19 protein-coding genes and 1 pseudogene are annotated in these 25,733 nt (G+C 72.7%); 6 read left to right on the plus strand and 14 right to left on the minus strand.

Features of this window, described 5'->3' with window-relative positions; translation table 11 throughout:
• Positions 1-11: 11 nt before the first annotated feature.
• The 3 genes from EV385_RS09945 to EV385_RS34955 all read right to left on the minus strand — a co-directional run bounded on the left by EV385_RS09945 (position 12) and on the right by EV385_RS34955 (position 2,637).
• Positions 12-767 carry an ABC transporter permease gene (locus EV385_RS09945; protein WP_130509212.1) on the minus strand — a complete coding sequence of 252 codons (756 nt, stop codon included), beginning with the start codon at positions 765-767 and terminating at the stop codon, positions 12-14.
• A gap of 3 nt (positions 768-770) precedes the next feature.
• Positions 771-1,727, minus strand: a complete 957-nt coding sequence (locus tag EV385_RS09950) for an ATP-binding cassette domain-containing protein (protein ID WP_130509213.1) — start codon at positions 1,725-1,727, stop codon at positions 771-773.
• A gap of 85 nt (positions 1,728-1,812) precedes the next feature.
• Complete coding sequence (locus EV385_RS34955) at positions 1,813-2,637, minus strand: helix-turn-helix transcriptional regulator (protein WP_242624805.1); 825 nt, start codon at positions 2,635-2,637, stop codon at positions 1,813-1,815.
• Positions 2,638-2,703: 66 nt separating this feature from the next.
• Here EV385_RS34955 and EV385_RS09960 point away from each other — a divergent pair, with 66 nt between their 5' ends.
• Positions 2,704-4,452: an acetyl/propionyl/methylcrotonyl-CoA carboxylase subunit alpha gene (locus EV385_RS09960; RefSeq protein ID WP_130509214.1), complete on the plus strand. Its 1,749-nt coding sequence runs from the start codon at positions 2,704-2,706 to the stop codon at positions 4,450-4,452.
• Between the two features lie 70 nt (positions 4,453-4,522).
• Here the strand turns inward: EV385_RS09960 and EV385_RS09965 are convergent, their stop codons facing one another.
• Both EV385_RS09965 and EV385_RS36090 read right to left on the minus strand, forming a co-directional pair.
• Positions 4,523-5,293: a sensor histidine kinase gene (locus tag EV385_RS09965; protein ID WP_130509215.1), complete on the minus strand. Its 771-nt coding sequence runs from the start codon at positions 5,291-5,293 to the stop codon at positions 4,523-4,525.
• Between the two features lie 13 nt (positions 5,294-5,306).
• Positions 5,307-5,957 (minus strand): annotated as a pseudogene (locus tag EV385_RS36090) (PAS domain-containing protein); the annotation flags it as partial.
• Between the two features lie 976 nt (positions 5,958-6,933).
• Between EV385_RS36090 and EV385_RS09975 the strand changes: the two are divergent.
• On the plus strand, positions 6,934-7,755 hold the full coding sequence (locus tag EV385_RS09975; protein ID WP_341273930.1) for a DedA family protein: 822 nt from the start codon (positions 6,934-6,936) through the stop codon (positions 7,753-7,755).
• A 35-nt stretch (positions 7,756-7,790) separates the two neighbouring features.
• Here the strand turns inward: EV385_RS09975 and EV385_RS09980 are convergent, their stop codons facing one another.
• Positions 7,791-9,191, minus strand: a complete 1,401-nt coding sequence (locus EV385_RS09980; protein ID WP_130509216.1) for an NAD(P)H-quinone dehydrogenase — start codon at positions 9,189-9,191, stop codon at positions 7,791-7,793.
• A gap of 90 nt (positions 9,192-9,281) precedes the next feature.
• Here EV385_RS09980 and EV385_RS09985 point away from each other — a divergent pair, with 90 nt between their 5' ends.
• Entirely contained in the window at positions 9,282-9,743 is a 462-nt protein-coding gene (locus EV385_RS09985; protein ID WP_130509217.1) for a gamma-glutamylcyclotransferase, read from the plus strand.
• 54 nt (positions 9,744-9,797) lie between these two features.
• Here the strand turns inward: EV385_RS09985 and EV385_RS09990 are convergent, their stop codons facing one another.
• From EV385_RS09990 to EV385_RS10005, 4 genes are read right to left on the minus strand one after another with little or no spacing between them, the layout of a single operon-like run.
• Positions 9,798-10,760 (minus strand): GNAT family N-acetyltransferase, encoded by a 963-nt coding sequence (locus EV385_RS09990; RefSeq protein WP_130509218.1) that lies wholly within the window; start codon positions 10,758-10,760, stop codon positions 9,798-9,800.
• A gap of 44 nt (positions 10,761-10,804) precedes the next feature.
• Positions 10,805-11,542, minus strand: coding sequence for an SCO6745 family protein (locus EV385_RS09995; protein ID WP_130509219.1), 738 nt, complete (start codon positions 11,540-11,542; stop codon positions 10,805-10,807).
• A 44-nt stretch (positions 11,543-11,586) separates the two neighbouring features.
• Positions 11,587-12,489, minus strand: a complete 903-nt coding sequence (locus EV385_RS10000) for a hypothetical protein (protein ID WP_130509220.1) — start codon at positions 12,487-12,489, stop codon at positions 11,587-11,589.
• 2 nt (positions 12,490-12,491) lie between these two features.
• A complete protein-coding gene (locus EV385_RS10005) occupies positions 12,492-13,127 on the minus strand; it encodes an MBL fold metallo-hydrolase (protein WP_130509221.1) in 636 nt (211 codons plus the stop codon).
• 107 nt (positions 13,128-13,234) lie between these two features.
• Here EV385_RS10005 and EV385_RS10010 point away from each other — a divergent pair, with 107 nt between their 5' ends.
• Positions 13,235-14,272 (plus strand): DUF4349 domain-containing protein, encoded by a 1,038-nt coding sequence (locus EV385_RS10010; RefSeq protein ID WP_341273931.1) that lies wholly within the window; start codon positions 13,235-13,237, stop codon positions 14,270-14,272.
• A 53-nt stretch (positions 14,273-14,325) separates the two neighbouring features.
• Here the strand turns inward: EV385_RS10010 and EV385_RS10015 are convergent, their stop codons facing one another.
• Both EV385_RS10015 and EV385_RS10020 read right to left on the minus strand, forming a co-directional pair.
• On the minus strand, positions 14,326-15,603 hold the full coding sequence (locus tag EV385_RS10015) for an amidohydrolase (RefSeq protein ID WP_130509222.1): 1,278 nt from the start codon (positions 15,601-15,603) through the stop codon (positions 14,326-14,328).
• Between the two features lie 279 nt (positions 15,604-15,882).
• Positions 15,883-17,454 carry an acyl-CoA mutase large subunit family protein gene (locus tag EV385_RS10020; protein ID WP_130509223.1) on the minus strand — a complete coding sequence of 524 codons (1,572 nt, stop codon included), beginning with the start codon at positions 17,452-17,454 and terminating at the stop codon, positions 15,883-15,885.
• Positions 17,455-17,659: 205 nt separating this feature from the next.
• On the opposite strand from EV385_RS10020, the gene EV385_RS10025 reads away from it, so the two are divergent.
• Positions 17,660-19,738 (plus strand): serine/threonine-protein kinase, encoded by a 2,079-nt coding sequence (locus EV385_RS10025; protein WP_130509224.1) that lies wholly within the window; start codon positions 17,660-17,662, stop codon positions 19,736-19,738.
• A 19-nt stretch (positions 19,739-19,757) separates the two neighbouring features.
• Entirely contained in the window at positions 19,758-21,401 is a 1,644-nt protein-coding gene (locus EV385_RS10030) for a phospho-sugar mutase (protein WP_130509225.1), read from the plus strand.
• Between the two features lie 94 nt (positions 21,402-21,495).
• Here EV385_RS10030 and EV385_RS10035 read toward each other — a convergent pair whose 3' ends face one another.
• Complete coding sequence (locus EV385_RS10035; RefSeq protein WP_130509226.1) at positions 21,496-22,179, minus strand: GOLPH3/VPS74 family protein; 684 nt, start codon at positions 22,177-22,179, stop codon at positions 21,496-21,498.
• Positions 22,180-22,274: 95 nt separating this feature from the next.
• Positions 22,275-25,718 carry a bifunctional glycosyltransferase/CDP-glycerol:glycerophosphate glycerophosphotransferase gene (locus EV385_RS10040; RefSeq protein WP_130509227.1) on the minus strand — a complete coding sequence of 1,148 codons (3,444 nt, stop codon included), beginning with the start codon at positions 25,716-25,718 and terminating at the stop codon, positions 22,275-22,277.
• Positions 25,719-25,733: the final 15 nt, after the last annotated feature.

A 25,733-nucleotide genomic window follows, 5' to 3' on the forward strand; every position in this document is an offset into this window, starting at 1 on the left:
AGCAGAGAGATTCAGCGGACGCTGCGGGCGAACATCCGGGCCGCCCACGCCACCGCCGCCGCGGCGAGCACGGCCATGATGACCAGCCCCTGCCAGACCGCCTCCGAGGCCAGGTCCCCACGGAACAGCGCCCGCGTCCCGTCGACGGCCCAGGAGAAGGGATTCCAGTCGGCAACGCCCTGCAGCCAGCCGGGCGCGAAGGTCAGCGGGAGCAGGATGCCGGAGAGCAGCAGCACCGGCTGGGCCACAGTGTTCATCAGCGGAGCCAAGGCGTCCTCGCTCCTCACCTTCAGCGCGACGCCGTAGCTGACGGCCGAGGTCATCAGCGAGATCAACGCGAGCATCAGGTACGCCAGCAGGAGGTTGCCAATGAACACCCGCAGGTCGAACAGCAACGCCAGCAGGGTGATGATGACCGCCTGGGCGATCAGCGACACCACGTCACGCAACGACCGGCCGAGCAGGAGCGCGAGGCGGCTGACCGGGGTGACCCGCGACCGTTCGATGATGCCGGCGCGCAGTTCGGCGATGAGCCCGAAGCCCTGGAACAGGCCGCCGAAGATGGCCAGCAGCACAAGCAGTCCGGGGACGAAGATCTCGTACGCCTCGGCGTTGGTGCGTACCTGCAGTGCGGGCTTGAGCAGCGGGGCGAACAGCAGCAGGTACATGACCGGCTGGAACACGCCGACGAAGATCCAGACCGGGTTGCGCAGCAGGAGCTGCATCTGGCGCTGGAAGATGAGTGAGGTGTCACGCAGCAGCTTCATGGCTCATTCCTCCCGCAGCGAGCGGCCGGTCTTGGTCAGGAAGACGTCGTCGAGGCTGGGACGGTGCAGCTCGATCGTGCCGAGCGGCACCGATGCGGCGTCCAGCGCGCGCAGCACCAGCGGGATGGCGGTGGCACCGTCGTCGACGTAGAGGCGTAGACCGTCGTCCTGCGTTTCGAGCTTGTTCACGAATGGCGCGACGTCGAGTACCTCCGCGGCGGCGGGGACCGCGCCCGCGGCGAGGCCGACGCGCACCACGTCGCCGGAGATCTCGCGTTTGAGCTCGGCGGGCGTGCCGGAGGCGACGATCTGGCCGTGGTCCATGATGGAGATCCGGTCGCAGAGGGCGTCGGCCTCGTCGAGGTAGTGCGTGGTGATGAAGACCGTCATGCCCTCGTCGCGCAGGCGCCGCACCTCATCCCACATGTGGGCGCGGCTCTGCGGGTCGAGGCCGGTGGTGGGCTCGTCCAGGAAGACGAGCTTCGGCTCGTGGATGATGCCGAGCGCGATGTCGACCCGGCGGCGCTGACCACCGGAGTACGTCTTGCACTTGCGGTCGGCGTACTCGCTGAGCTGGAACGCGTTGAGGACCCGGTTGGCCCGTTCGGTGGCGACGGAGCGGGAGATGCCGTATAGGCGGGCCTGCAGGACCAGTTCCTCGCGGGCGGTCGAGTCGTCCCAGGTGCTGCCGCCCTGAGCCACGTACCCGATGCGGCGGCGCACCTCGCCCGGGTTCTTGAGCAGATCCACGCCGGCGATGGTGGCCGAGCCGCCGTCGGGCTCGATCAGGGTGGCGAGCATCCGCAGGGTCGTGGTCTTTCCGGCGCCGTTGGGGCCCAGGAAGCCGAAGATCTCCCCCTCGGCCACGGTCAGGTCGACGCCGCGTACGGCCTCGACGGTTTTCTTCTCGCGTCCCTGCCGGGACGTGAACGACTTGCGCAGTCCTCGCGTCTCGATCACTTGACTTCCCCCAGTCGTGGGGCAGGCGAACGCCTGCCAAGGGGGCAGCGTAGGGCCGCCGATGCGGCTAGTCAAACTTGAATAGTCAGCGGCTGACCCACGCCGACGGCCAGCCAGGCTTTCCGGTGGCGGTCGCCACAGAAGGCTTCCCGGACTCCGCATCCGGCGAAGACTTCCCAGCGACCTCACCGGCCCCACCGACCCCAGCAGCCTCACCGGCCTCACCGACCTCACCGACCTCACCGGACGGCAGGCTCCCGGTGGCCTCACCGGGCACAGAGTCCCCAGCGCCCTCGGCAGACGAAAACGTCCCAGCCGCCTCAACCGACGAAACTTCCCCTGAAGGCAAAGACGCCTCAGACGGCAGGTACGGATCCCCCTGTTCGATCCGCTTGGCCACCCGCTCGCACCAGGCGATCTCCGCCTCGGACTTGTCCACGGCGAGCTCCCACATCCAGCCCACGAACACCGGCTTGCTCGCCGCCCATTCGGACCCCAGCGCAGCCTGCAACTGCTGCACCCCCGCCCGCAACTGGGTTGCCCGGTTACGCAGGGCCGCCGCTGCCTCCTCCCGGGGCAGCGCGGGCAGGAACGAGAAGGCCGCCAGGAACGGGTCCGGCGGCGTGGCGAGGTGCCACCAGTTGTTGCGCAACAGCGCCTGGAACTCGCCCGCGCCCTTCTCGGTCACCTCGTACGTGGTCCGGGCCGGGCGGGCGCCCACCTGCTCGGTCGCCACCGCCCGCAGTAGACCCTCGTCGGTGAGCTTGCGCAGGGCGTGATAGATCGACCCGGGCTGCACGTTCGCCCATTTGTCGGCGCTCCAGCTCAGCAGCTCACGCCGCACGTCATAGCCGTGCACCGGCTGCATCCACTGGACAACGCCGAGGATCATCATGCGGGTGGCGGACACGCTGTCAGCGTAATAGCCAAACTTGACTGAGCCCGGCGCCGGTGTCGGGACGCTAGGCTCAGCGACGTGCGCAAGGTACTGATCGCGAATCGCGGCGAGATCGCCGTCCGTGTCATCCGGGCCTGCAAGGACGCGGGCCTCACCAGTGTCGCCGGATACGCCGACCCCGACCGGGACGCGCCGTTCGCACGGCTCGCCGACGAGGCGTACGCCTTGGACGGCACCACGGCCGCGGAGACGTATCTGCGCATCGACAAGCTGCTCGATATCGCGGCGCGCAGCGGCGCCCACGCGGTGCACCCGGGCTACGGCTTCCTGTCGGAGAACGCCGAGTTCGCTCAGGCCGTACTCGATGCGGGGTTGATCTGGATCGGGCCGTCCCCGCAGGCCATCCGCGATCTTGGCGACAAGGTCACCGCGCGGCACATCGCGCAGCGGGCGGGCGCGCCGCTGGTCGCGGGCACGCCGGAGCCGGTGGCCGACGCGGACGAGATCGTGGCGTTCGCGCGCGAGCACGGGCTGCCCATCGCGATCAAGGCGGCGTTCGGGGGCGGCGGGCGCGGCCTCAAGGTCGCCCGGACGATCGAGGAGATCCCCGGGCTCTTCGAGTCGGCGACCCGCGAGGCCGTGGCGGCGTTCGGGCGCGGCGAGTGCTTCGTCGAGCGCTACCTGGACCGGCCGCGCCACGTCGAGGCGCAGGTGCTGGCCGACACGCACGGCAACGTCATCGTGGTCGGCACGCGGGACTGCTCGCTGCAGCGCCGCCATCAGAAGCTCGTCGAGGAGGCGCCCGCGCCGTTCCTGTCCGACGCGCAGCGCGAGCAGATCCACTCCAGCGCCAAGGCGATCTGCCGCGAGGCCGGGTACCACGGCGCCGGCACCGTGGAGTATCTGGTCGGCCAGGACGGGACCATCTCGTTCCTGGAGGTCAACACGCGGCTGCAGGTGGAGCACCCGGTCAGCGAGGAGACCGCGGGCGTCGATCTGGTGCGCGAGCAGTTCCGGATCGCCGCCGGTCAGCGGCTGCGCTTCACCTCCGACCCGCAGCCGCGCGGCCACTCGATCGAGTTCCGAATCAACGGCGAGGACGCGGGCCGCAACTTCCTCCCGGCACCCGGCACGGTCACCGCGCTGACCTGGCCTTCCGGCCCGGGCGTCCGGGTGGACGCGGGCGTCGAGGAGGGCACCGTCATCGGCGGCAACTTCGACTCCATGCTGGCCAAGATCATCGTGACCGGCGAGGACCGGGCCGAGGCCCTGGCCCGCGCCCGCCGCGCCCTGGACGAGACCGTGATCGAGGGCATCGCCACCGTGCTGCCGTTCCACCGGCTCGTCGTCCGCGACGAGGCGTTCACCTCCGATCCGTTCACGGTGCACACGCGGTGGATCGAGACCGAGTGGGCGGGCGGAGTCGAGCCGGTCGCCCACGCGGCGCCCGGCGCCGAGGCGCCGGCCCGCGAGACCGTCGTGGTCGAGGTGGGCGGCAAGCGGCTCGAGGTCCGCCTGCCCGCCAACCTTTCCTCGGGTACGCCCACAGCAGGCGCCCCGCGTCCGACGGCTCGCCGGGGCGGCGCCCGCCAGCAGGCCCCGGCCGCCGGTGGCGCGGCCGCGCTCACGGCGCCGATGCAGGGCACGATCGTCAAGGTGGCGGCGCAGGACGGCGACACGGTGTCCGAGGGCGACGTGATCGTGGTGGTCGAGGCGATGAAGATGGAGCAGCCGCTGCAGGCACACCGTTCGGGCACGGTGTCGGGGCTGGCCATCGAGGTCGGGGCCACGGTGACCGCGGGCACCACCATCTGCACCATCGACTAGGTCGTGTTTCGGGGGTGACCCTCGTCCGAGCGCTGCGCCAATGGTTGGCACCAGCCGGCAAGCCGATCCCTCATCGCGCGGCGACAAGATCGCCGCGCTGGGCACACGGCAGCAGCATTCGGAACGTGGTGCCGACGCCGAGCTCCGACTCGACGCTGATGCCGCCGCCGAACTCCTTGACGATGCCGTACACGGTGGCCAGCCCGAGGCCGGTGCCCTTGTCTTTGGCCTTGGTTGTGAAGAACGGCTCGAAGATGTGCTCGGCCACCTCGTTGGTCATGCCCGCACCGGTGTCCCGCACCACGAGCAGCGCGTGCCACCCCGGCCGCACGTCCGGAAAGGCAGGGTCGTCTTCCACCCGCGCCGTGCTCGCCTCGATCTCCACAGTGCCGCCGTCTGGCATGGCGTCGCGGGCGTTGACCACGAGATTGACCAGCACCTGTTCCAGCCGGCTGCGCTCCGCCTCGATCAGCAGTGGCGTGGCGGCCGGGCGGGTTACCAACCTGACATGTTCGCCGACCACGTACGCCAGCAGGTCGCGAACCGATACGAGGACCGCGTTCAGGTCCACTGCTTCGACGTCGACGCTTTCGCCGCGCGCGAACAGCAGCAGCTGGCGGCAGAGCTGGCGGGCGCTGTCCGCAGCGCCGAGGACGCGGGCCAGGTCGGCCCGTACCTCCGCCTCGCGCGCCGCCGGGTCGCTGGCCAGCTCGGCCGCGCTGAGGATGACCGCTAGCAGGTTGTTGAAGTCGTGCGCCACGCCGCCGGCGAGCCGACCCAGGCTCTCCAGCCGCTCGGCCTGGGCCGACCGTTCCCGCAACAACCGCTCCCGCGCCTGCACCTTTCTTTCTCGCGGTGATGTCCTGGTGCGTTCCGCAGACTCCCACGATCGCCCCGGTGTGGTCGCGCAACGGCCCGACGTTCACCGAGACATCCACGTGGGTGCCGTCCTTGCGGACCCGCCGGGTTTCGAAGTTGTCGACTCGCTCGCCGCGGCCCAGCCGCCCGAGCGCCTCCAGCATGTGTGGGCCACGCCCGGGCATCGCCAGGGTGGTGATGCTGCGGCCGATCATCTCCTTGGCGGTGTAGCCGTAGATGTGCTCCGCGCCCGGGCTCCACTCCGTGATCGTGCCGTCCAGCGCGGTGGTGACGATCGCGTCCTGCGACGAGCGGAAGATCTCCAGCAGCCTCCCACGGCTCGCCGCCGCCCGGTCCTCGGCGACCCGCAGGCTGTGCGCCAGACCGACGCACAGCCCCGTCATGACCACGATGAGTACCAGCCGCTGCAGTTGAGGAGCGGTGAACCACAGGCCCTGCACCCAAGACACCAGCATTGCCAGCACCAGCGCGTAGCCACCGACGGCGGCTACCGCCCGGGGCCGGGCCGACCCCGCCGCCAGACACGGTCCGACCCCGACCATGCCGAAGAACAGGGAACCCGGCGCCGTCATGAGTGCCACGACGGCGAGGACGGTGACCGTCACCGCGGCCACCGGGACCAACATGCGCGAGGTCAGAGCTTGGTCGAACACGCCGATCCCTCCGCCGACACCCGCTCAAGCTCTCGGAAATCACTGACACAGTACCGCCGGATACCCGACCAGAAGGTGGGAAAGGCCACAGGCGGAACGCTGTGGGCGGCAGGCGCGTCGCTGCGGGCTTGGGCCACGAATCAGAACTTGCATACCGCTCAAGCAACTGCTCACGGACTGCTCACGCGGTCGTCGGCAACGGACGATCCCGGCTGCAATCCGCGCCAGTGGGGAGTGGCGTGAGCTGCGCAGGTGTACGCGGTTGACCAACAATCCGCAACGGCCGACAGGCACGGTCGCGCCCTACGGGTCGGAAGGAGATGTCATGCGACGAGGCTGGTGAAGGCTCGACGACGGGACAGAGTTCCGTACAGCAACCGACCGACCCTGCCGAACGAAGACGAACCGGTTAGGCGGGCGACTCGTGAGCTGCGGTTGGTGCCGCATCCACCTTCAGCGCCGGGATTTCCTCGTCATGGGGTTCGTCCGGGCTTCCGGGAGCTTGTGTCCTCGGCGAACGCGCAGGCGGCCGGGATGACTGACCAGGACCCGGATGGGCGGGCCGCCGGTACGGGACCTACCGACGGCCCGTGGGCGCCGCATACCCGGACGCGCCGGATACGGGCGCGCGCCGCCCGCCACGCCGACAACGGGGACCCGGCGTCGCGAACGCATCAACCGTACGCGCCACCGGGACGATCACGTATCGGCAAACCGACTGCCCATCAGGCTCGAACCGCCCGACATCGGGACGAAACCTACCCACTCAGGCCAGGTCGACAACGTACCGTGTCCGGCATCACGGGGTGGACCGGTCCGACCTGAGCGCATGCTGAGATCAGCACGCTCTCTCGCGGGTATCCCCGATGTACTGCACTGAGACGGTGTGTTGCCCTGAGACGTACTGCTCAGACGCCATGAGCCCGTGAGCCCCGAGGTGGCCGACCGCATGACCGATCTGTTGACCGCTGTGGCGACGCCGGCGTGGGCCTACCTTGCGCTCTTCGCGTTCCTCGCCGTCGACGCCATGGTGCCGGTCGTCCCGATTCAGGCCATCATGATCACCTCGGGCGCCCTCACCGTGTACGGCAATCTCAGCCTGCCCCTGGTCATCGCGGTCGGCGCGCTGGGGATGTTCACCGGCGACTCGATCGCCTTCGTGCTCGGCCGTACGGCGGGCGGCGGCCGGGTCGGTGACCGGCTGGCCGCCCTGCGCCGCCGGTGCGCCCCGCGCCACGACGGGGTCCTGGGTGTGTCCCGGACCCGCCGGGCGGCCGCCCGGTTCACCCGGGGCCTGCGCCGGCCCGGCCCGCTCGTGCTGCTGCTGTGCCGGTTCGTGCCGGGCGGGCGGATGGCCGCGGGCTACCACGCCGGTCGTACCGGATACCCGATCAGGTTGTTCGTCGCCTATGACGGGGCGGCCGCGATCGGCTGGGCCACGTACGGCGGCCTGGTCGGGCACGTCGGCGGCACCGCCGTGACCCAGTCGGCGTGGCGGCTGTTCGCGGTGGCCGCCACCGCCGCGGTGATCTTCGGTACGGCAGGCTGGGTCCTCGCCGTGTTCGGCGGCCGCGACACCGACGACTTCGACGGCCCGACAGCCGACGAAGCCGCCGCAGACGTCAACGGACCCGGCACCGGCCCGCACCGGGCAGCCGCCGGAGACATCGCCGGCGGCGAATCCCACGGCAGCGGTCCGGAGAGCAACCAGCGTCCGGTGCCCACCGACGACCCGCCAGCGCCGCCGAAGCGCCGAGCCCGGGTGCGCTGACCGGCGCTCAGCCCCTGCGCTCATCCGGCCGGAAGCTACTGCAGTTCGTGCTGCATCAGCTGGCGGGCCGCCTCGGCGATCGAGCCGGACAACGACGGGTAGATGGTGATCGTGTGGGCCAGTTGGTCCACGGTGAGGTTGTTCTCGATCGCCATCGTGATCGGCAGGATCAGCTCGCTGGCCTTGGGCGCCACCACCACCCCGCCGACGATCTGACCGGTGGCGGGGCGGCAGAACAGCTTCACGAAGCCGTCGCGCAGCCCGGCCATCTTCGCCCGCGCGTTGCCGGTCAGCGGCAGCATCACCTGGCGGGCGGGCACCTTGCCGGCGTCCACGTCGTTCTGCGAGACCCCGACCGTGGCCAGCTCCGGGTCGGTGAAGACGTTCGCGGAGACGGTACGCAGGCGCAGCGGCGCGACCGCCTCACCCATCGCGTGCCAGATCGCGATCCGGCCCTGCATCGCGGCGACGCTGGCCAGCGGCAGCACCCCGGTGCAGTCGCCCGCCGCGTAGATGCCGGGCACGTTGGTCCGCGACACCCGGTCCACGGTGACGTAGCCGCCGTCGGCGACGTCGACGCCGTACTCGCGCAGGCCGAGGTCGGCGGTGTTGGGAACGGCGCCGACCGCCATGAGGGCGTGTGAACCCTCGACGGTACGGCCGTCCGCCAGCGTCACCCGTACCCCGGAGCCGGTGTTGACGACCGCGTCGGCGCGGGACTGGTTGAGGATGGTCATGCCGCGCTCGCGGAAGACCCGCTCGATCGCCATGGCGGCGTCGGCGTCCTCGTGCGGCATGACCCGCTCCCGGCTGGAGACCAGGGTCACCCGTACGCCCATGGCCAGGTAGGCGCTGGCGAACTCGGCGCCGGTGACGCCGGAGCCGATCACGATCAGGTGTTCCGGCAGCTCGGTGAGGTCGTACAGCTGGCGCCAGTCGAGGATGCGCTCGCCGTCGGGCACGGCGGTGCGCAGCACCCGCGGGGTGGCCCCGGTGGCGATCAGCACGGTCGCGGCGTCGACCGCGTACGGTTGGCCGCCCGCGGGGGTGATGAGCACCTGGTGGGTGTGGCCGAGGGTGTCCTCGCCGAGCCGGGCCCGGCCGGTGACCACGTCCACCCCGGCCTTGATGAGCTTGGCCTGAATGTCGCCGGACTGGGCCAGGGCGAGGCTCTTGACCCGCTCGTTGACCGCCTTCGCGTCGACCGTGACGCCTTCCAGCCCGGCGGAGCGGACCCCGAACCGCTCGTTGTGCCGGTATCCGGTGACCACCTCGGAGCTGGCGATGAAGGTCTTCGACGGTACGCAGTCGGAGAGCACGCAGGCCCCACCGGCACCATCGGCCTCGACGAGCGTGACGTCCGCGTCGAGCTGGGCGGCGACCAGGGCGGCCTCGTAGCCACCGGGGCCCCCACCAATGATGACAATCCGGCTCACAGCACTCCAATCCTCGCAAAACTCACCCCGACGTGCCGTTACGCACCTTCGTATTCTCCCCTACCGGCGCAGCGGGCTATCGTCATCGCCGTGCGTCATTACGCCGCGTACGGCTCAAACCTCGACCCCGCCCGCATGCGGGCCTACTGCCCGCACTCGCCGATGGTCGGCGTGGGGTGGATAGAAGGCTGGCGCCTGACCTTCGCGGGTGAGGGGGACATGGGCTGGGAGGGCGCGGTCACCACGATTGTCGAGTCGCCCGGCGACCGGGTGTTCGTCGCCCTCTACGACGTGCACCAGTGGGACGCGGCGCAACTCGACGAGGTCGAGGGCGTCACCGCCGGGGCGTACCAGAAGGTCACCCTGCGGGTCTCGACGCTGGAGGGCGACGTCAGCGCCTGGGTGTACGTGTTCGCGGGCTACGAGGGCGGCATGCCGACCGCCTGGTACCTCTCCGAGATCGCCAACGCGGCCGAGAAGGCGGGCGCCCCCGACGACTACGTCGCCGACCTGCGCTCCCGCCCCACCCGCACCGCCTCTCCCGACGCCTGACGCAAACCCCTCACCGATCTTGAAGGGTTCGGGTCAGCTGCGAACCCGAACTCTTCACGCCGCGGCCACGGTGCGCTGGTAGACGTCGGCCTCGTACAGGGGGCGCATGCCGACGGCGTAGTAGAGCCGCGCGGCCTGGGTCGGGTTGGCCAGATCCACGCCCAGCCCTGCCTCGACGCGGCCCTTCGCGCCGTACACGGCGAAAGCGCGGCGCAGCAGCGCCGCACCCACCCCCCGCCGCCGGTACGGCCCGAGCACCGCGAGGTTCTTGACCCACCCGCCGTTGTCCTCGGCGCCCTGATCGGAGCTCTGCAACACCCCGGCCCACTGCCCGTCGACCTCGCCCACGAACCACTCGTCGTACGCGACGCTGCTCGCGGCCGTCACCTGGGCCCGCCAGGTCTCGTAATCGGTCGCCGGGTGGTCGGTGTCCCCGAACGCCTCCTCGATCGTCGCGTGGAACCGGCGCATCTCCGCGTCGTCGTCCGGGCGCACCGGACGCACCGTCACCCCGGCCGGTGGCTCCGGCACCACGCGCTCGGTGCCGTCCAGCGCGATGGTCATCCGGGCGTTCCGCTTGAGGAACGTGAAACCGGCGGCCTCCAGGGTCGCGACCCAGGCCTTCTCCGTCGCGATGGCGCCCGCGCGCACCGTCATCGGGTCGTACCCGAAGTCGCGGGCCCGCTCGGCGACCCGGCCCAGCATCAGCTCCAGCAACGGGCGCAGCGCGGGCTCACCGCGGTCCGGCCAGACGTACACCTCGACGAAGTCGCGCTCGCCGCCGGTGTTGTTGTGCGGGTACGCCCAGCCCACGAGCTGCCCGGCCGCGTCGAGCGCCACCCAGCAGTCGCGGGCCATGTCGGTGTGCGGGGCGGTCAGCGCCTCCCGGACCTCCTCGGCGGTGAAATCGGGTTCGCCGATGGCCGCGAGGTCGCTGGCGTGCACCAGCGCCAGCAGCGCGGGGATGTCGTCCAGGGTCGGCCGGCGCGTCGTCCAGCCCTCGGGAAACTCGTTCACCGGCGCATCGGACCACGGCGGCGCCGCCGTGCCAACCGGTTTATCTACCTGGCCAGGGCCTGCTGCGACGACTCCAGCAGCCCGATCAGCTCGATCCGCTCGGCGAGATCCAGCTCGGCGTACGCCTGCCCGGCGAGCGCGTCCGCCACCGACTCGGCCCACATCAGCCGCCGCACGATCGGCCCGGCCGCCGGGTACGGCGGCTGCCACCCGAACGCCACGGCCCCCGTCTCCCCCTCGGGCCCCGCGATGATCGCCTGCAGCGGGGTGAGACCACTGGCCCGGACCGCCACCCCCTGCACGCTCAACCGGTGCTCGTGCAGCAGGTGCAGCGCCACCGCGGTCTGCGCGCCCGGCGAGGTGTCCGGCACCGGCATCGCCCGCCACGCGGCGAACAACGGCAGCCCCGCCGCGTCGGCCGCGTCCACCACCCGCCGGCTCAGCGTGAGCAGGCGGCCCAGCCGCGCGAACTCGCCGAGCTCCTCCACCCCCCACCTGCACAGCTCGTGCAGGTGCCAGGTGGCGACCTCGTGCGGCTCGGTCGTCTTGGCGGCCGCCTCCCAGCCGTCGGTCACCGCCTCGGGCGCGATGAAGCCGATCGCCGCTGCCGCGGTCTCCGGCTTGACGTCCCCGAGCGCCCCCGCCCGCGCGGACACGTGGTACGCCCACCCGGACAGTCCGAGCAGCCGCGCGCGGCGCAGCGTACGCGGTGATTCGGCGAACGCACCCACGAGCCCCGCGAGTCCCGGTCTGGCCGTGGCGGCTGCCTGTTCCGGAGTCACGTGCCCGATTGTGCTCCGCGTGACCGGTTCTGGAAAATGGTCGTTCATTCAGGCCCGCGAAGTTCGAGATCCTCGATCGCCGCCTGCGCGTCGCCGACCCGGCGGCGCGCTGCGGCCGTGTCCCGCTCGGCGGAGCGTCGGGCCAGCGTGCGGCCGGAAACCTCAGCCTGGGCCGCAGCGCGCCGCCGGTCCAGCTCGGCCAGCTCCGCCTCGATCCGCTCCAGGGCATGAACTGCGTCACGTTCCGCGGCCGCCGCCCGTTCGAGTGCCGCGTGCGCCTGGCGTTCCGCCGCCTGCGCCGCCGTCAGCTCCCGCGTCAGGTCCCGCCGTCGCTGGGCGTCGGCCGCCGCGGCGGCGCCGTCCTCCACCTCGCCGTCTTCCGGAGCGCTGTCCTCCGCGCTGTCCTCGGGGGCTTCCGGCAGGTCGTCCGCGGTGATCAGCCGCAGGCGCGGGCGGGGAACCTCCCCGAAGCCCGCGTACGTGGCGGCGCGCACCAGCCGCCCCGAGCGCACCTGCGCGGCGATCTCCGGCTCGGACAGGGCCGCGGTCAGCGTCGTCTCCACTTCGGCCAGCGGCAGTTTGGCGCCCGACAGCGCCGGGTCCTGGGCCAGCGCCAGGTCCCGGGCCACCGAAACCAGCGCCGACACCATCCGGCGGCGCTGGGTGGACAGCTCGCGGAGCTGGTCGCCGTGCAGGTCGCGCTGGGCGGAGCGCAGGGCGGCGGACAGCTCGACCAGCTCGTCGACCAGGTCGGGGCGGCGCAACGCCAGCAGGTTCACCAGCCACGCGGCGACGGTCGGCTTGCGCAGCGCCGCGTACCGTTTCGCCGCCTCCCGGTCGCCCGCCTGGCGCGCCGCGGCGACCGCCGCCGTACGGGCCGCGACGAACCCGTCCGGCGGCGCCTCGTAGAGCCGCCGCACGATGTCGGCGGCGTGATCCCCGGGCACGGTCAGCCGACGGTCGTGCCGGGCGGAAGCTGGGCGTACTCGGTGCCGGACAGCCGTTCCAGGTGCCCGTTGCTGATCGTCGCGCCCAGCTCGGTGAGCAGCAGGTCGTGCAGCGCGTACGCCCGGCGGGGCTTGACCGCGCGGGCGAAGTCGATGGCCTCGCTGAGCTTCATCCACGGGGCGTTCAGCGGCACGAACAGGGTCTCCACCGGCTCGTCCGGCACCGTGAACGAGTCGCCCGGGTGGTACACCGTGTCCTGGCCGTCGGCGATGAGGTAGCCCAGGTTCGCGATCCGCGGGATGTCCGGATGGATGACCGCGTGCCTGCCGCCGTACGCGCGCACGGTGAAGCCGGCCGCGTCGAACTCCTGGCCCTCTGCCACGGCCGTGACCGCGTCGGCCAGACCGGACAGCAGCGGCAGCACGTCCGCGTGGGCGTACACCCGTAGGTCCGGTTTGGCGGCGACCGCCGCCGCGAGCGCGTCCACGTCGAGGTGGTCGAAGTGTTCGTGGGTGACCAGGACGGCGTCCGCCCCGGTCAACGCCGTCTTTTCGCTGAACTTGCCCGGGTCGACCACCAGCACCGTGTCGCCGCTGGTGATGCGCAGGCAGGAGTGGGTGAGCTTCGTGACGCGCACGGGATCCCTCCGCAGCCGATTCGTTACTCGTCGAATCGCAGTCTGCCGGAACCGGACCACGCCCGCCGCACGTCCGAGGGTGCAGACCTTGCGGGGATGGAGGAACCATGGGAATGCGACACCTACATAACGCCCGGCTGCTGGGCGCCACGGCCCTGATCGCGACGCTGGCGCTGGCCGGATGCAGCGGTGGCTCGTCGGACAAGTCCGTCTCGACCACGGGCGCGCCCGGGCCCGCGGCGGCCGGGCCTGCTGGCGCACCGGCCGAGCGCCAGGCCGAGGGGGGCGTGACCCAGGCCCAGGACCAAGCCCAAGCCCTAGCCCAGGCCCAGGCCCAGGGCAAGGGGCAGCCGGGCGCCCAGGCACCCAACCTCGCGGTCGACCAGCGGTCGATCATCTACACCGGCTCGATCACCGTACGGGTGAAGAACGTGAACGCCTCGGCCGCGCAGGTGGCCGGGTTCGCTACCGGTTCGGGCGGCTTCGTCGGCGGTGACAACCGCAGCAGCGGTGCCGACGGCAGCGGCGGGGACCACGGCACGCTGACCCTGCGGGTGCCCTCGGGGAAGTTCGGCACCGTGATCGACCAGATCGCCGGGCTGGGCAAGGAGCAGCAGCGCACCACGAACACCGAGGACGTGACCGAGGCGGTCGTCGACCTCGACGCGCGGATCGCCACGCAGCAGGCCAGAGTGGACAGTGGGCGCCGCCTGCTGGCCCAGGCCAAGACGCTGAACGAACTGGTCATGCTGGAGAACGAGGTCAGCACCCGGCAGGCGGACCTGGCGTCGCTGCAGGCCAAGAAGCGCCGCCTAGCCGACCTCACGGCACTGTCCACCATCACCGTGGATCTGCTCGGCCCGGAGGCCGCCGTCGAGGATGAGCCGGATGGTCCGCCCGGATTCCTCGCGGGCCTCAAGGGTGGCTGGAACGCGCTGGTGGCATCGCTTTCCGTGCTGCTCACCGTGCTGGGTGCGCTGCTGCCGTGGCTGCTGGCCCTGGGCATCCCCGCCTACGGACTCTTCTGGCTGATCCGCCGCTACGCCCGTGGGAAGGCCGGGGCGGCAGCGCCGCCCGCCGCGCCGCCCGCCGCGCCGCCCGCAGCGCCGCCCGCAGCGCCGCAGCCGACGGACAGTCCACAGTAGGCCGCCCGGCGCCCGACGACTCCGTCCACGACCCCATCGGGCCGGGGCCGGGGTCAGAAGGCGCCGGTGGCCAGGGCGGCGAGGGCGGTGTGGGCCAGCACGCGTACGCCGTATCCGATGCACCGCTCGTCGACGTCGAAGTCGGCCTGGTGCAGGTCGTGGCGGACCTTGTCGCCCGGGATGCCGGTGCCGAGGCGGATCATCGCGCCCGGGACGTGTTCCAGGTAGAACGAGAAGTCCTCGCCGCCCATGCTCAGTTCGGCCTCGACGACGTGGTCGGCACCCAGGGCCGCCCCGGCCGCACCCGCGATGACGGCGGCGGCCATCCGGTCGTTGATGACCGGCGGCACGCCGCGCTCGTACCGGATGTCGGCCTCGGCGCCGGTGGCGGCGACCACGTCGCGGATCAACTGGGTGATGAGCTCGGGCGCCTCGCGCCAGGCGTCGCGGTTGAGGATGCGGACCGTGCCGCGTACGTGGCCCTCGTCGGGGATGGCGTTGAACGCCTCCCCGGCGTGCACCGCCCCCCACACCATGGACACCCCGGCGCGGGGGTCGACCCGGCGGCCGAGCAGCGACGGCACGTCGACGATGACCCGGCCCAGCGCGTGCACCAGGTCGGCGGTCAGGTGCGGGCGGGCGGTGTGGCCGCCCGGCCCGGTCAGGGTGACGGTGACCGTGTCGGCCGCCGCGGTGAACGGGCCGGAGCGCACCCCCACCAGTCCGGCGGGTAGCTGCGGGTAGCAGTGCAGCGCGTAGATGGCCGCGACGTCCTTGAGCCCGCCCGCGGCGATCACCTCGGGCGCGCCCGAGGGGACCGACTCCTCGGCGGGCTGGAACAGCAGCCGGATCCGGCCGGGCAGTTCGCCCTGCTCCTCCAACTTGGCCAGCGCCAGCCCGAGGCCGAGCAGGACGGTGGTGTGCACATCGTGGCCGCAGGCATGCGCCACGTTCGCGACCGTGGACCGGTACGGCACGTCCTTGACGTCGTGCAGCGGCAGCGCGTCCAGGTCGGCGCGGAAGGCGATGACCCGGTCGCCGCTGCCGATGTCGCAGATGACCCCGTTGCCCTTGGGCAGCAGGCGCGGGGAGAGCCCGGCGACGGCCAGCTCGCGGGCCACCAGGGCGGCCGTCTCGAATTCGGCGTGCGACGGCTCGGGGTGGGCGTGGATGTGCCGGCGGATCGCCACCAGCTCCGCACCGCGGGCGGCCAGCCAGCGGTCGAGCTGCCCGGGAAGGGGGTCGGCGCCCGGCGGCGGGGACGGCCAGGCGGGCGACATCGGCTCCGTGGGCGTCGTGGTGCCCCCGGGCACCGTGAGCGCACTCGTCATGTCGGATTCTCTATCGCTCTCGAGGTTTGGTCGGGTTTCCGCAACGTGCGACAGCCTAGACCGATTGTGGTGACGCTGTGCAACGTCATTCCCGTGGTGACCGGAACGCGTACCGTCACGAAAGCCCTGATAAGAGCGGTGTCTATCAACGCAGCCATCGACCCACCACCTCCTACAACGGGTAACGTCTCGCGGAGGTGACGCGGTTCAAATCTCGACCCAGCGTGACCCGATCATGTTTCCGGTTGGCACACCAGGAGTCCGATTCGGCGCTCGGCGTCAGAAGCGCTCAACCGGGTGGTACGTCCCCCACACCCCCCGCAGCGTGTGGCAGACCTCCCCCACGGTGGCACGCAGGCGCAAGGCCTCCCGCATGGGCCGCAGCACGTTGTCCGTCCCGCCGGCGGCCTTCTGCAGGTCGGCCAGCGCCGCCTCCACGGCGGCGGTGTCGCGCTGGGCGCGCAGCTCGGCCAGCCGCGCCACCTGGCCCGCCTCGATGGCCGGGTCGACGCGCAGCGGCTCGTAATGCTCCTCCTCGTCGAGGGTGAACCGGTTGACGCCGACCACCACCCGCTCGCCGGAGTCGATCTCGTTGGCGATCCGGTACGCGGACGTCTCGATCTCGCGCTTCTGGAAGCCCTGTTCGATCGCCTCCACCGCCGAGCCGTGCGCGAAGACCCGCTCCATCAGCGTCGTCGCGGCGGCCTCGACCTCGTCGGTGAGCGCCTCGATGGCGTACGAGCCGGCGAACGGGTCCACCGTGCCGGTCAGCCCGCTCTCGTACGCGAGCACCTGCTGGGTACGCAGCGCCAGCCGGGCCGCCTTCTCCGTGGGCAGGGCGATCGCCTCGTCATACCCGTTGGTGTGCAGCGACTGGGTGCCGCCCGCGACCGCGCCGAGCGCCTGGATCGCCACCCGGACCAGGTTGACCTCGGGCTGCTGGGCGGTGAGCTGCACCCCGGCGGTCTGGGTGTGGAAGCGCAGCATGAGCGACTTGGGGTCCTTCGCTCCGAACTCGTCCCGCATGATCCGCGCCCACATGCGCCGGGCGGCCCGGAACTTCGCGATCTCCTCCAGCAGCGTGGTGCGGGCGACGAAGAAGAACGACAGGCGCGGGGCGAAGTCGTCCACGGCGAGCCCGGCGGCCATCGCGGCGCGTACGTATTCCACGCCGTTGGCCAGGGTGAACGCGATCTCCTGCGCGGGCGACGCACCCGCCTCGGCCATGTGGTAGCCGGAGATGGAGATGGTGTTCCACTTCGGAATCTCGGCCCGGCAGTACGCGAACGTGTCCGCCACCAGCCGCAGCGACGGCTTGGGCGGGAAGATGTACGTGCCGCGGGCGATGTACTCCTTGAGGATGTCGTTCTGGATCGTGCCCTGCAGCGCCGTGCCGGGCACGCCCTGCTCCTCGGCGACCAGTTGGTAGAGCAGCAGCAGCACCGAGCCGGGCGCGTTGATCGTCATCGACGTCGAGACCTTGCCCAGCGGGATGTCGTGGAACAGTCGCCGCATGTCGTCGATCGAGTCGATGGCCACCCCGACCTTGCCCACCTCGCCGTGCGCGATCGGCTCGTCCGAGTCGTAGCCCATCTGGGTGGGCAGGTCGAACGCCACGGACAGGCCCATCGTGCCCGCGGCCAGCAGCTGGTGGTAGCGGGCGTTGGACTCCGCGGCGGTGCCGAAACCGGCGTACTGCCGCATGGTCCAGGGGCGCGAGGTGTACATCGTCGGATACACCCCGCGGGTATACGGATAGCGCCCGGGCTCGCCGATCCGCGCCTCGGTCCCCGGCGGCACGTCCTCGCGGTCGTAGACCGGCTTGATCTCGAACCCGGATTCTGCGTTCACAACCGGGATCCTAAGACTTCGTTCAGGGGACGGGGGCGTGGTCTCGGCCCACCTGTGGACAAACCCACGGACGGACGGCGCTCAGGTCGCTACCAGGAGTCAAGTTCCTCGGAACACGGGCCCAGCGACTTTCACAAAGGGGGTGGGAACCGGCAAGATAGCGTCGTTGGTCCCCGGCCCCTACATCCCCTCGGTGGCAATCTCAGTGACTCAGATTCCGACGTGGAGCGGTGGTGACACCACTCCGACCAGCGGACGCGCGGCGCCGGGCACGCTCATCGGCGGGCGCTACACCCTGCGCGCCGCGGTCGGTCACGGCGGCATGGGTACGGTCTGGCGCGCCGCCGACACGCTGTTGCGCCGCGACGTGGCCATCAAGGAGGTCGTCCTCCCGCCGGGCCTGGCTCCGAGCGATCGGGACTCGATGTTCGAGCGGACCATGCGCGAGGCCCGCGCCGCCGCCGCGCTGCAGCACCCGGCGGTCGTCCAGGTGTACGACGTCGTGCACGAGAACGACCGCCCGTGGATCGTCATGGAGCTGCTGGACGCCCGCAGCCTGGCGGACATGGTCATCGAGGACGGCCCCGTGGCGCCACGCGTGGTCGCCAAGATCGGCATCGCGCTGCTCGGGGCGCTGGAGGTGGCCCACGCGCACGGCGTGCTGCACCGCGACGTGAAGCCCGCCAACGTGCTGATCTGCTCCGACGGACGCTGTGTGCTCACCGACTTCGGCGTCGCCCGGATGCCCACCGACGTGCAGCTCACCACGCCCGGCATGGTGCTGGGCTCGCCGCACTTCATCTCGCCCGAGCGCGCCATGGGCCAGGACTTCGGCCCGCCCAGCGACCTGTTCTCGCTCGGCGTGACGCTGTACACCGCGGTCGAGGGACGCCCGCCGTTCGACAAGGGCGACCCCATCGAGACCATGCACGCCGTGGTCGAGGACCCGCCCGCCCCGACCCAGCGCGCCGGTTCCCTCGCTCCGGTGCTGATGGGCCTGCTGGAGAAGGACCCGGCGCGGCGTTTCGACGTGCAGACCGCCCGGACGATGCTGCGCCAGCAGCTGGCGGGCCCCCTGGCCAGCAAGTCGCCGCCACATCTCATGACGGACCCGTACTCGGTGGTCCCGGCCCAGCGCCCGGACGCCGCCGCGACCCAGCCCGTGCCGCCCGCGAAGCCGAGCGGGCAGATCGGCGGCCGGGCCATGCTGGCCCCGGGTGAGTCGCTGACCGGGCACCTCGCCAAGCTGCGCCAGGGCGGCGGCCGGCGGCGCGCCCCCGAGACTCCCGCCGGGCCCGACGCCACGATCCCCATCTCCGGCCCACCCACCGGCGCGTTCCCCGCCCCGGCCGCCAACGGCGACCGGACCAGCGTGCTACCGCCGAACGGCGACCGGACCAGCCTGCTACCGCCGAACGGCGACCGGACCAGCCTGCTACCGCCGAACGCCGGCCGGACCGGCCTTTTCCCGCCCGGCGGCGACAGCGAGCGGACCAGCATGCTGCCGCCCGGCGGCAGCGCCGCAGACCCGACCAGCCTCATCCCGCCGCGCCGCGCCTGGGACGGTGCCCGCGCGGCGCGCGAGCCGCTGCCCGGCGGCACGGTCGTGATGAGCCCGGGCGCCCGGCGCCGGGCCGCGCTGGCCACCGTGAGCCGGACCGTACGCTCGGGCACGGAGCGGGCCGTCACCACGGTGCGCGGCTGGCCCCGCAACATCCAGCTCGCCACGGCGGGCGGCGTCGCCGTCCTGCTCGTGCTGGCGGTGGTGCTGGTGTTCACGGGCGGCAAGGACCCGCAGCCCCGTACGCCACAGCAGGCGGCCGTGAAGCCCGCACCGGCGGCGTTCGAGACCCAGGATCACCGCGGCAAGGGCGTCACCGTGAAGGTCCCGAAGGCCTGGACCCGGAGCGCCTCCGGGGTCTGGGTGGACTACGTCGACCCGCAGGACGACACCCGCAAGGTCCGCATCGTGGTCGAGAAGGGCGACGCGGAGCCCCGCCGGTTCGCCGAGAAGATCGCCGAGAACACGCTGCAGAAGTCCAAGAACTGCCCGGAACCGTACCGGCGGGTCAGTGTCTCGGACGTCGAGGTGGCCGGAGGGGCCGGCGCGCAGTTGGAGTACACCTGCGGCAGCGGCGCCGAGATGCGGCACGGCGTCTGGCGGGAGATCACCCGCGACGGGCGGATGTACTCCTTCTACCTGACCACGACCGACGCCCGGTTCGCGGAGAGCATGCCGATCTTCGAGGAGATGGCGAGGACGTTCGCGATCGCGAACGCGTGAGGCGTGCTATCCACTGAGCATGGCTTCTGACGATCTCCGTGCCCGGGCCACCGCCTGGCTCGCCGACGACCCCGACCCCGCGACCCGTGCCGAGCTGACCGCCCTGCTGGAGCGGCTGCCCGCCAGCGCGGACGAGCTGGCCGACCGGTTCGCCGGGCCGCTCACGTTCGGCACGGCCGGGCTGCGCGGCCAGCTGCGCGCCGGGCCGAACGGAATGAACCTCGCCGTCGTCACCCGCGCCGCCGCCGGGCTGGTCGGCTGGCTGGCCGCCCAGGGCGGCACCGGCCCGCTGGTGATCGGGTACGACGCCCGGCACGGCTCGAAGGCGTTCGCGGAACAGACCGCCCGGGTGGCCACGGGCGCGGGCCGGGAGGCGCTGGTGCTGCCCCGCCCGCTGCCCACCCCGGTGCTGGCCTGGGCGGTACGCGAGTTCGGGGCGGTCGCCGGGGTGATGGTCACGGCCAGCCACAACCCGCCGCAGGACAACGGCTACAAGGTGTATCTGGGTGCGGCGCTGGGCGGCCCGGCCGGTGCGGGAGCGCAGATCGTGCCCCCGGCCGACGCGGAGATCGAGGCCGCCATCCAGGCCGTGGGGTCGCTCACCGAGGTGCCGCTGGGCGAGCCCGGCACCGTGCTGACCGAGGCGGTGGTGCAGGGGTACGTGGACAGCGCCGCCGCCGTGCTGGCCCCCGGCCCGCGCGAGCTGCGGGTGGCGTACACGCCGCTGCACGGGGTGGGCGGCGCCGTGCTGGCCGCCGCGTTCACCCGGGCCGGGTTCGCCGCCCCGGCCGTGGTCGCCGAGCAGGCGGAGCCGGACCCAGCGTTCCCCACCGTGGCGTTCCCCAACCCGGAGGAGCCCGGGGCGATGGACCTGCTGCTGGCGCTCGCCACCGACACCGGTGCGGACCTCGCGATCGCCAACGACCCGGACGCCGACCGGTGCGCCATCGCGCTGCCGGGCGCGGACGGCACCTGGCGCCCGCTGCGCGGCGACGAACTGGGCGCCCTGCTGGCCGACCACCTCCAACGCCAGGGCATCCCCGGGACGTACGCCACCACGATCGTGTCGTCGTCACTGCTGCGTGCGCTGTGCGCGGCGCGCGGCATGCCGTACGCGCAGAGCCTCACCGGGTTCAAGTGGATCGTCCGGGCCGCCGAGGACCTCGCGTACGGCTACGAGGAGGCGCTGGGCTACTGCGTGGCGCCGGGGCACGTCCGCGACAAGGACGGCATCACGGCGGCGCTGCGGGTGGCGGAGCTGGCCGCCGCGCTCAAGGCGCAGGGCCGGACCCTGGCCGACCGGCTGGACGAGCTGGCCGCCGAGTTCGGGGTGTACGCGACGGATCAGCTGTCGGTACGGGTCGACGACCTGGCCGAGATCGCCCGGGCGATGACCCAGGTCCGGGACAAGCCGCCGGTCACGCTGCTCGGCGCCGACCTGACCGAGGTCGAGGACCGGCTGCCCGCCGCGGACGTGCTCACGTTCCGCACGGACGCGGCGCGGGTGGTGATCCGGCCCTCGGGGACCGAACCGAAGCTGAAGGCGTACCTGGAGGTGGTGGAGCCGGTCCGCGACGGCGACGTGCCCGCGGCCCGGACCCGCGCGGCCGCCGCCCTGACCGCGCTGCGCGCCGAGATCGCGGCCGCCCTCGGCCTCGGCTAGCCGCGCCGCCCGGCCCGGCTGAGGCGCCCGGCCCGGCTGAGGCGCCCGGCCCGGCTGAGGTGCCCGGGCCGGCTGAGGCGCTGGACGGGCCGGGTCAGCTGGCCTTGGGGGTGCCCAGGGCGGCGGTGATCGCCCGGCCCAGGGTGGCGACGACGAGCGCGACGCTGGGCCGCACGATCGAGTCCTCCAGGTTCACGCCGCCGGAGAAGCCCGCACCGTTGGCGATCTCCGCCAGCCGCTGGTGAGCGTGCGCGGCCTGGTCGGCGGGCAGCCGCAGGGCGGGCTCCATCCGGGTGGCGATGAGCAGCGTGGCCAGCGCGGCGGTGCGCTCGTCCGGCACCGCGTCGCTGATCAGGGCCCGGGCCAGACGGCCGCGGATCTCCGCCTCGTAAGCCGGGTCCGTGGTCGGGTACCGGTGCACGTGGATGACGCCGAGCTGGGTCTCGTCGACGTCGCGCACCACACCCCGGGCCACCAGGTCGTCGAGGACCCGGGCGCGCAGGCCGTGGCGCAGCCGCTGGACCCACTGCGCCGGGGTATGCGGCTCGTCGGCCGCCGCCTTCGCCAGCACCGCGTCCTCGATCGGGTCGTTCACCGGCGTCGGGTCGATGACCTTCAGGTAGCCGTCGACATATGCGATGCGGCCCTTCAGCGCCAGGTCGACGAGCACGGCCGCGGCCATGCCGAGGTCCAGCCCGATTCGGGAGCCGGTCGCCTTGCCGGTCTCGTCGTCGTAGGCGAGCAGCAGCAATTCTTCGGCGAGCGCGATGGAGGTCATGCCCAGAACGATAGTGTCCCGCCGCAGCTCCCGGGCTCCCGGCAACGGCCATGTCGCGCCGTCCAGACGGCACCCGGAACGCGTCGGTGGGCTGGTCACCCGGCGCGACCTGGCGCAGCGGAAAGCAGCCAGTCCACCAGGCGGGCGGCGGCGCGGCCGCCACCGTCCGCCTGGTGCGCGGCCGCGAACTTCTTGGCGGCCGCCGCGTACTCGTCCGCGATGGCCGCGACGTCCCGCACGGCCTCCGCCACCTCCGCCGAGGTGTGCAGCAGCGGGCCGGGCGAGCTCGTCCGCAGATCGACGTTCAGACCGGGCGACGCCTCGAACTCCGCCAGGTCGGGCACGTAGAGCAGCACCGGACGGCCGGTCGCCGCGTAGTCGGCCAGCAGCGCCGAATAGTCCGTGATCAGTACGTCGGCGGCCAGCAGCAGCCGGTCCGTCCGGGGGTACGCCGACACGTCCAGCACCCCCGGCGCCAGCCCCAGCACGTCGTCGATCAGCCCGGGGTGGCGCCGTACGAGCAGCTCGTGGCCCGGCGGGAGGGCGGCCGCCACCCGGGGCAGGTCGAGCAGCCGCCCCGGATCGCTCCAGCCCGGTCGGCGCAGGTCCAGCGGGCGGCGGGTGGGCGCGTACAGCACCAGGCGGGTGCCGGGTGGACGGTCCAGCCGGCGCAGGACCTCGGTCCGGGCCGCCTCCGGGTCCATCGTGCTCAGCGCGTCGTTCGCCGGGCGGCCGTACTCCAGGACCGGGCCGCCGAAGCGCAGTTCGGAACGCAGCACCGGGGTCGCCGACGGGCCGGGCGACGCGAGCGCCGTCCAGTGGCGAGCGTCCGAGCTGAGCTGGGTGACGAGGTCAGGGCCGAGCGGGTGCGCGGTGGCCAGCGCGCCGAAGCGGGCGACCGGCCAGCCCCCGCCGAGCCGCAGCACCACCTGGCCGTCGCGGGCGCGGAACCAGTGCGGCAGGGTGTCGTTGCAGACCAGCCAGCGGCTGGTGGCCAGCGCCTCGTACCACGCCGCGCCCCCCAGCGGCACCGGATCGGCGCCCGGCGGCAGCGGTTGACCGGGCTCGTAGGTCCAGGCCACCGGTGGGGCGTCGGGGCGGCCGACCAGCTCCGCGAGCAGGGCGGCCGGATCGTCGGGGAAACGCCGCCCGGGCGCGCCGTCGAAGAGCACCACGTCGCGCAGGCGCGGCGAATGACCGGCGCGCGGTTGCGGTGCCGGGGTGGGGACGACCGCCGGCGGATCGTGGTCGGGACCGCCCGGGTCCGGGAAGTACGCGGCCCGCCACCGCTCCCGCTCGGCGGGGTCGCCGCGCGGTGCCACCACCTTGAGGGCCGCCCGGTCGGCGGCCGCCCGGCGCAGCACACAACGGATCCCGGTCACCGCGGGCGCGGCAGTGGGCAGCGCGGCCCGGACCGCGTCGGTGCAACCCAGCGGGACGACGGTCGGGTGCCGGTGACCGGGCGAGCGGAACGCGAGATCCCAGGTACCGGCCGGCAGCGGGAGCGGTCCGGCCAGGCTGGGCGCGGCGGCCGGGTCGACGACCACCTCCCACCGGCCGTCCGCGACCCGCAGCGGCAGCGCGATGTCGCGTCGCCACGCGCGCAGACGCACGAGCAGCTCGCCGGCCGCCGGGCGGGGGCTGTCGCCGCGCAGCAGCAGGGCGCCGTCCGGCCGCCACCGCGCCTCGGTGAGCACCGGGCCGGCCGGGCGCGTGCACAGCGACACCTGCCCGCCGACGGCGACCGCGGTGTACACCTCGTCGGTCCCCCACACGGTCCGGATCTGTTCGTACCCGACGTCGGCGACGAGCCTGGCCGCCTTGTCGCCGAGGACGAGATGGACACCGAGCCGCCGGGCGTACAGGCCGGCCGCGTGGTTGTCGGTGTGGTCGTCGAGGGCGACGCCGCCGATCGGCAGGCGGGCCGTGAACGTGGCGCCGTCCGCTCCGGTGCGCACCACCGCCTCGGCGCGGTGCACCGCGAGCCCGTGCGCCCGCAACTCGACCCGCACCGGCCCGGCCGGCCAGGTGCGCAGCCGCCCGTCGAGGACCAGGTCGTCGCCTTCGCGGCGGCTCGCCGTGAGCCAGCCGAGGGCCCGGGTCACCCGCAGGCGCAGCCGCCCGCCGACGGCCAGGGGACGGACCCAGACGCCGGGCGCGACCCGATGCCGCGGCATCGGCTCGGCCCAGTCGGCGGGCACCCGCAGCCCGTCGCGGCGCAGCCGCAGACCGCGGGTCGCGGCGACGGCCACGGTCCAGTTCCCGGTACGCCACCGGCCGCCGTGGCGCAACACGGCCGGGTCGAGCGCCACGGTGAACCCCCCGGCCGGCACCGCCGGACCACGGTACGACCGGGGCCACAACGGCAGCTTGCGGCGGCTGCCGTCGGCCGAGAGCCACAGCATCCGCAGCGTCGGCCAGCGGCGCCCCGCGGTCCCGGGCACGTACGCGTACCCGGAGATCCGCAGCTTCCCGTCGCGCCAGGCGAGGCCGCGGACGCCGGACTCCAGCCGCCGCGTCGCGGGTCCGGCCGCCTCGGCCCGCGGGGCCCGGTAGCCCCGGTCGACGAGTTCGACGAGCGCGTCGATGCGCCGCTGGCGGATCAGCCGCCACTGTGGGCGCAGGCGGGCGGGCAAGCGCTCGATGACGGCGTCGCCCACCTCGTCGAGGTACGCGTTCGCCAGGTCCAGGAACGTCGTGCGGAACACCTGCGGCGCGTCCGGCAGGTACTGCGTCGCGGAGTTGAGCTTGTCCCAGATCGCCTGTTCCTCGTACACCCGGCACAGGTCGCCGTGACCCGCGTCGATCAGCGCCCGGCGGGTCAGGTCGACCGAGTGGAAGCGGTCGACGAGGTTGCGCACGTCGTGGTCCGACTGGGTGATCGAGCGGACGGAACCCTCGCGGACCCGCCAGTAGTAGATGGTCTCGGCGACGACCGCGACCTTCGTGGCGCAGGCGTGGGCGGGGACGGTGACGGGCGCGTCCTCGTACAGGCGGCCGACCGGGAAGGTGAAGCCATGTGCGTCCCAGAACGTACGCCGGAAGAGCTTGTTCCAGATCGTCCGGTCGCGCAGCAGCCGGTGGTGGTCGCGGACGTGGGTGGCGAGGTCGGTCGCGCGGATGGCGCCGTCGTGCGGGTACCCCAGGTAGTGCCCGCGCGAGCTGAGCCGGTGCACGCCGCCGCTGGCGAAGTCGGCGCCGCCGGACAGCGCCCGCAGCAGCATCTCGTACGCGTGGGCGGCCAGCACGTCGTCGCTGTCGACGAACGCCAGGTACTCGCCGGTGGCGTACCCGACGCCGGTGTTGCGGGCCGCGCTCAGGCCCGCGTTGGCCTGGCGGACGAGCTGGAACCGGTCGTCGTCGGCGACGAACTGTTCGGCGATGTCGGCGCTGCCGTCGGTGGATCCGTCGTCGACGCAGATGACCTGCAGCTCGCGGTGGGTCTGGCTGCGCAACGAGTCGAGGCAGTCGCCGAGGAACGGCACCACGTCGTAGATCGGCACGACGACGCTGACGAGCCCCGCGACGAGCTCCGGCACAGTCCTGGCCTCCCG

Source organism: Krasilnikovia cinnamomea (assembly GCF_004217545.1).
In the GTDB taxonomy this organism is placed as follows: Bacteria; Actinomycetota; Actinomycetes; order Mycobacteriales; family Micromonosporaceae; genus Actinoplanes; species Actinoplanes cinnamomeus.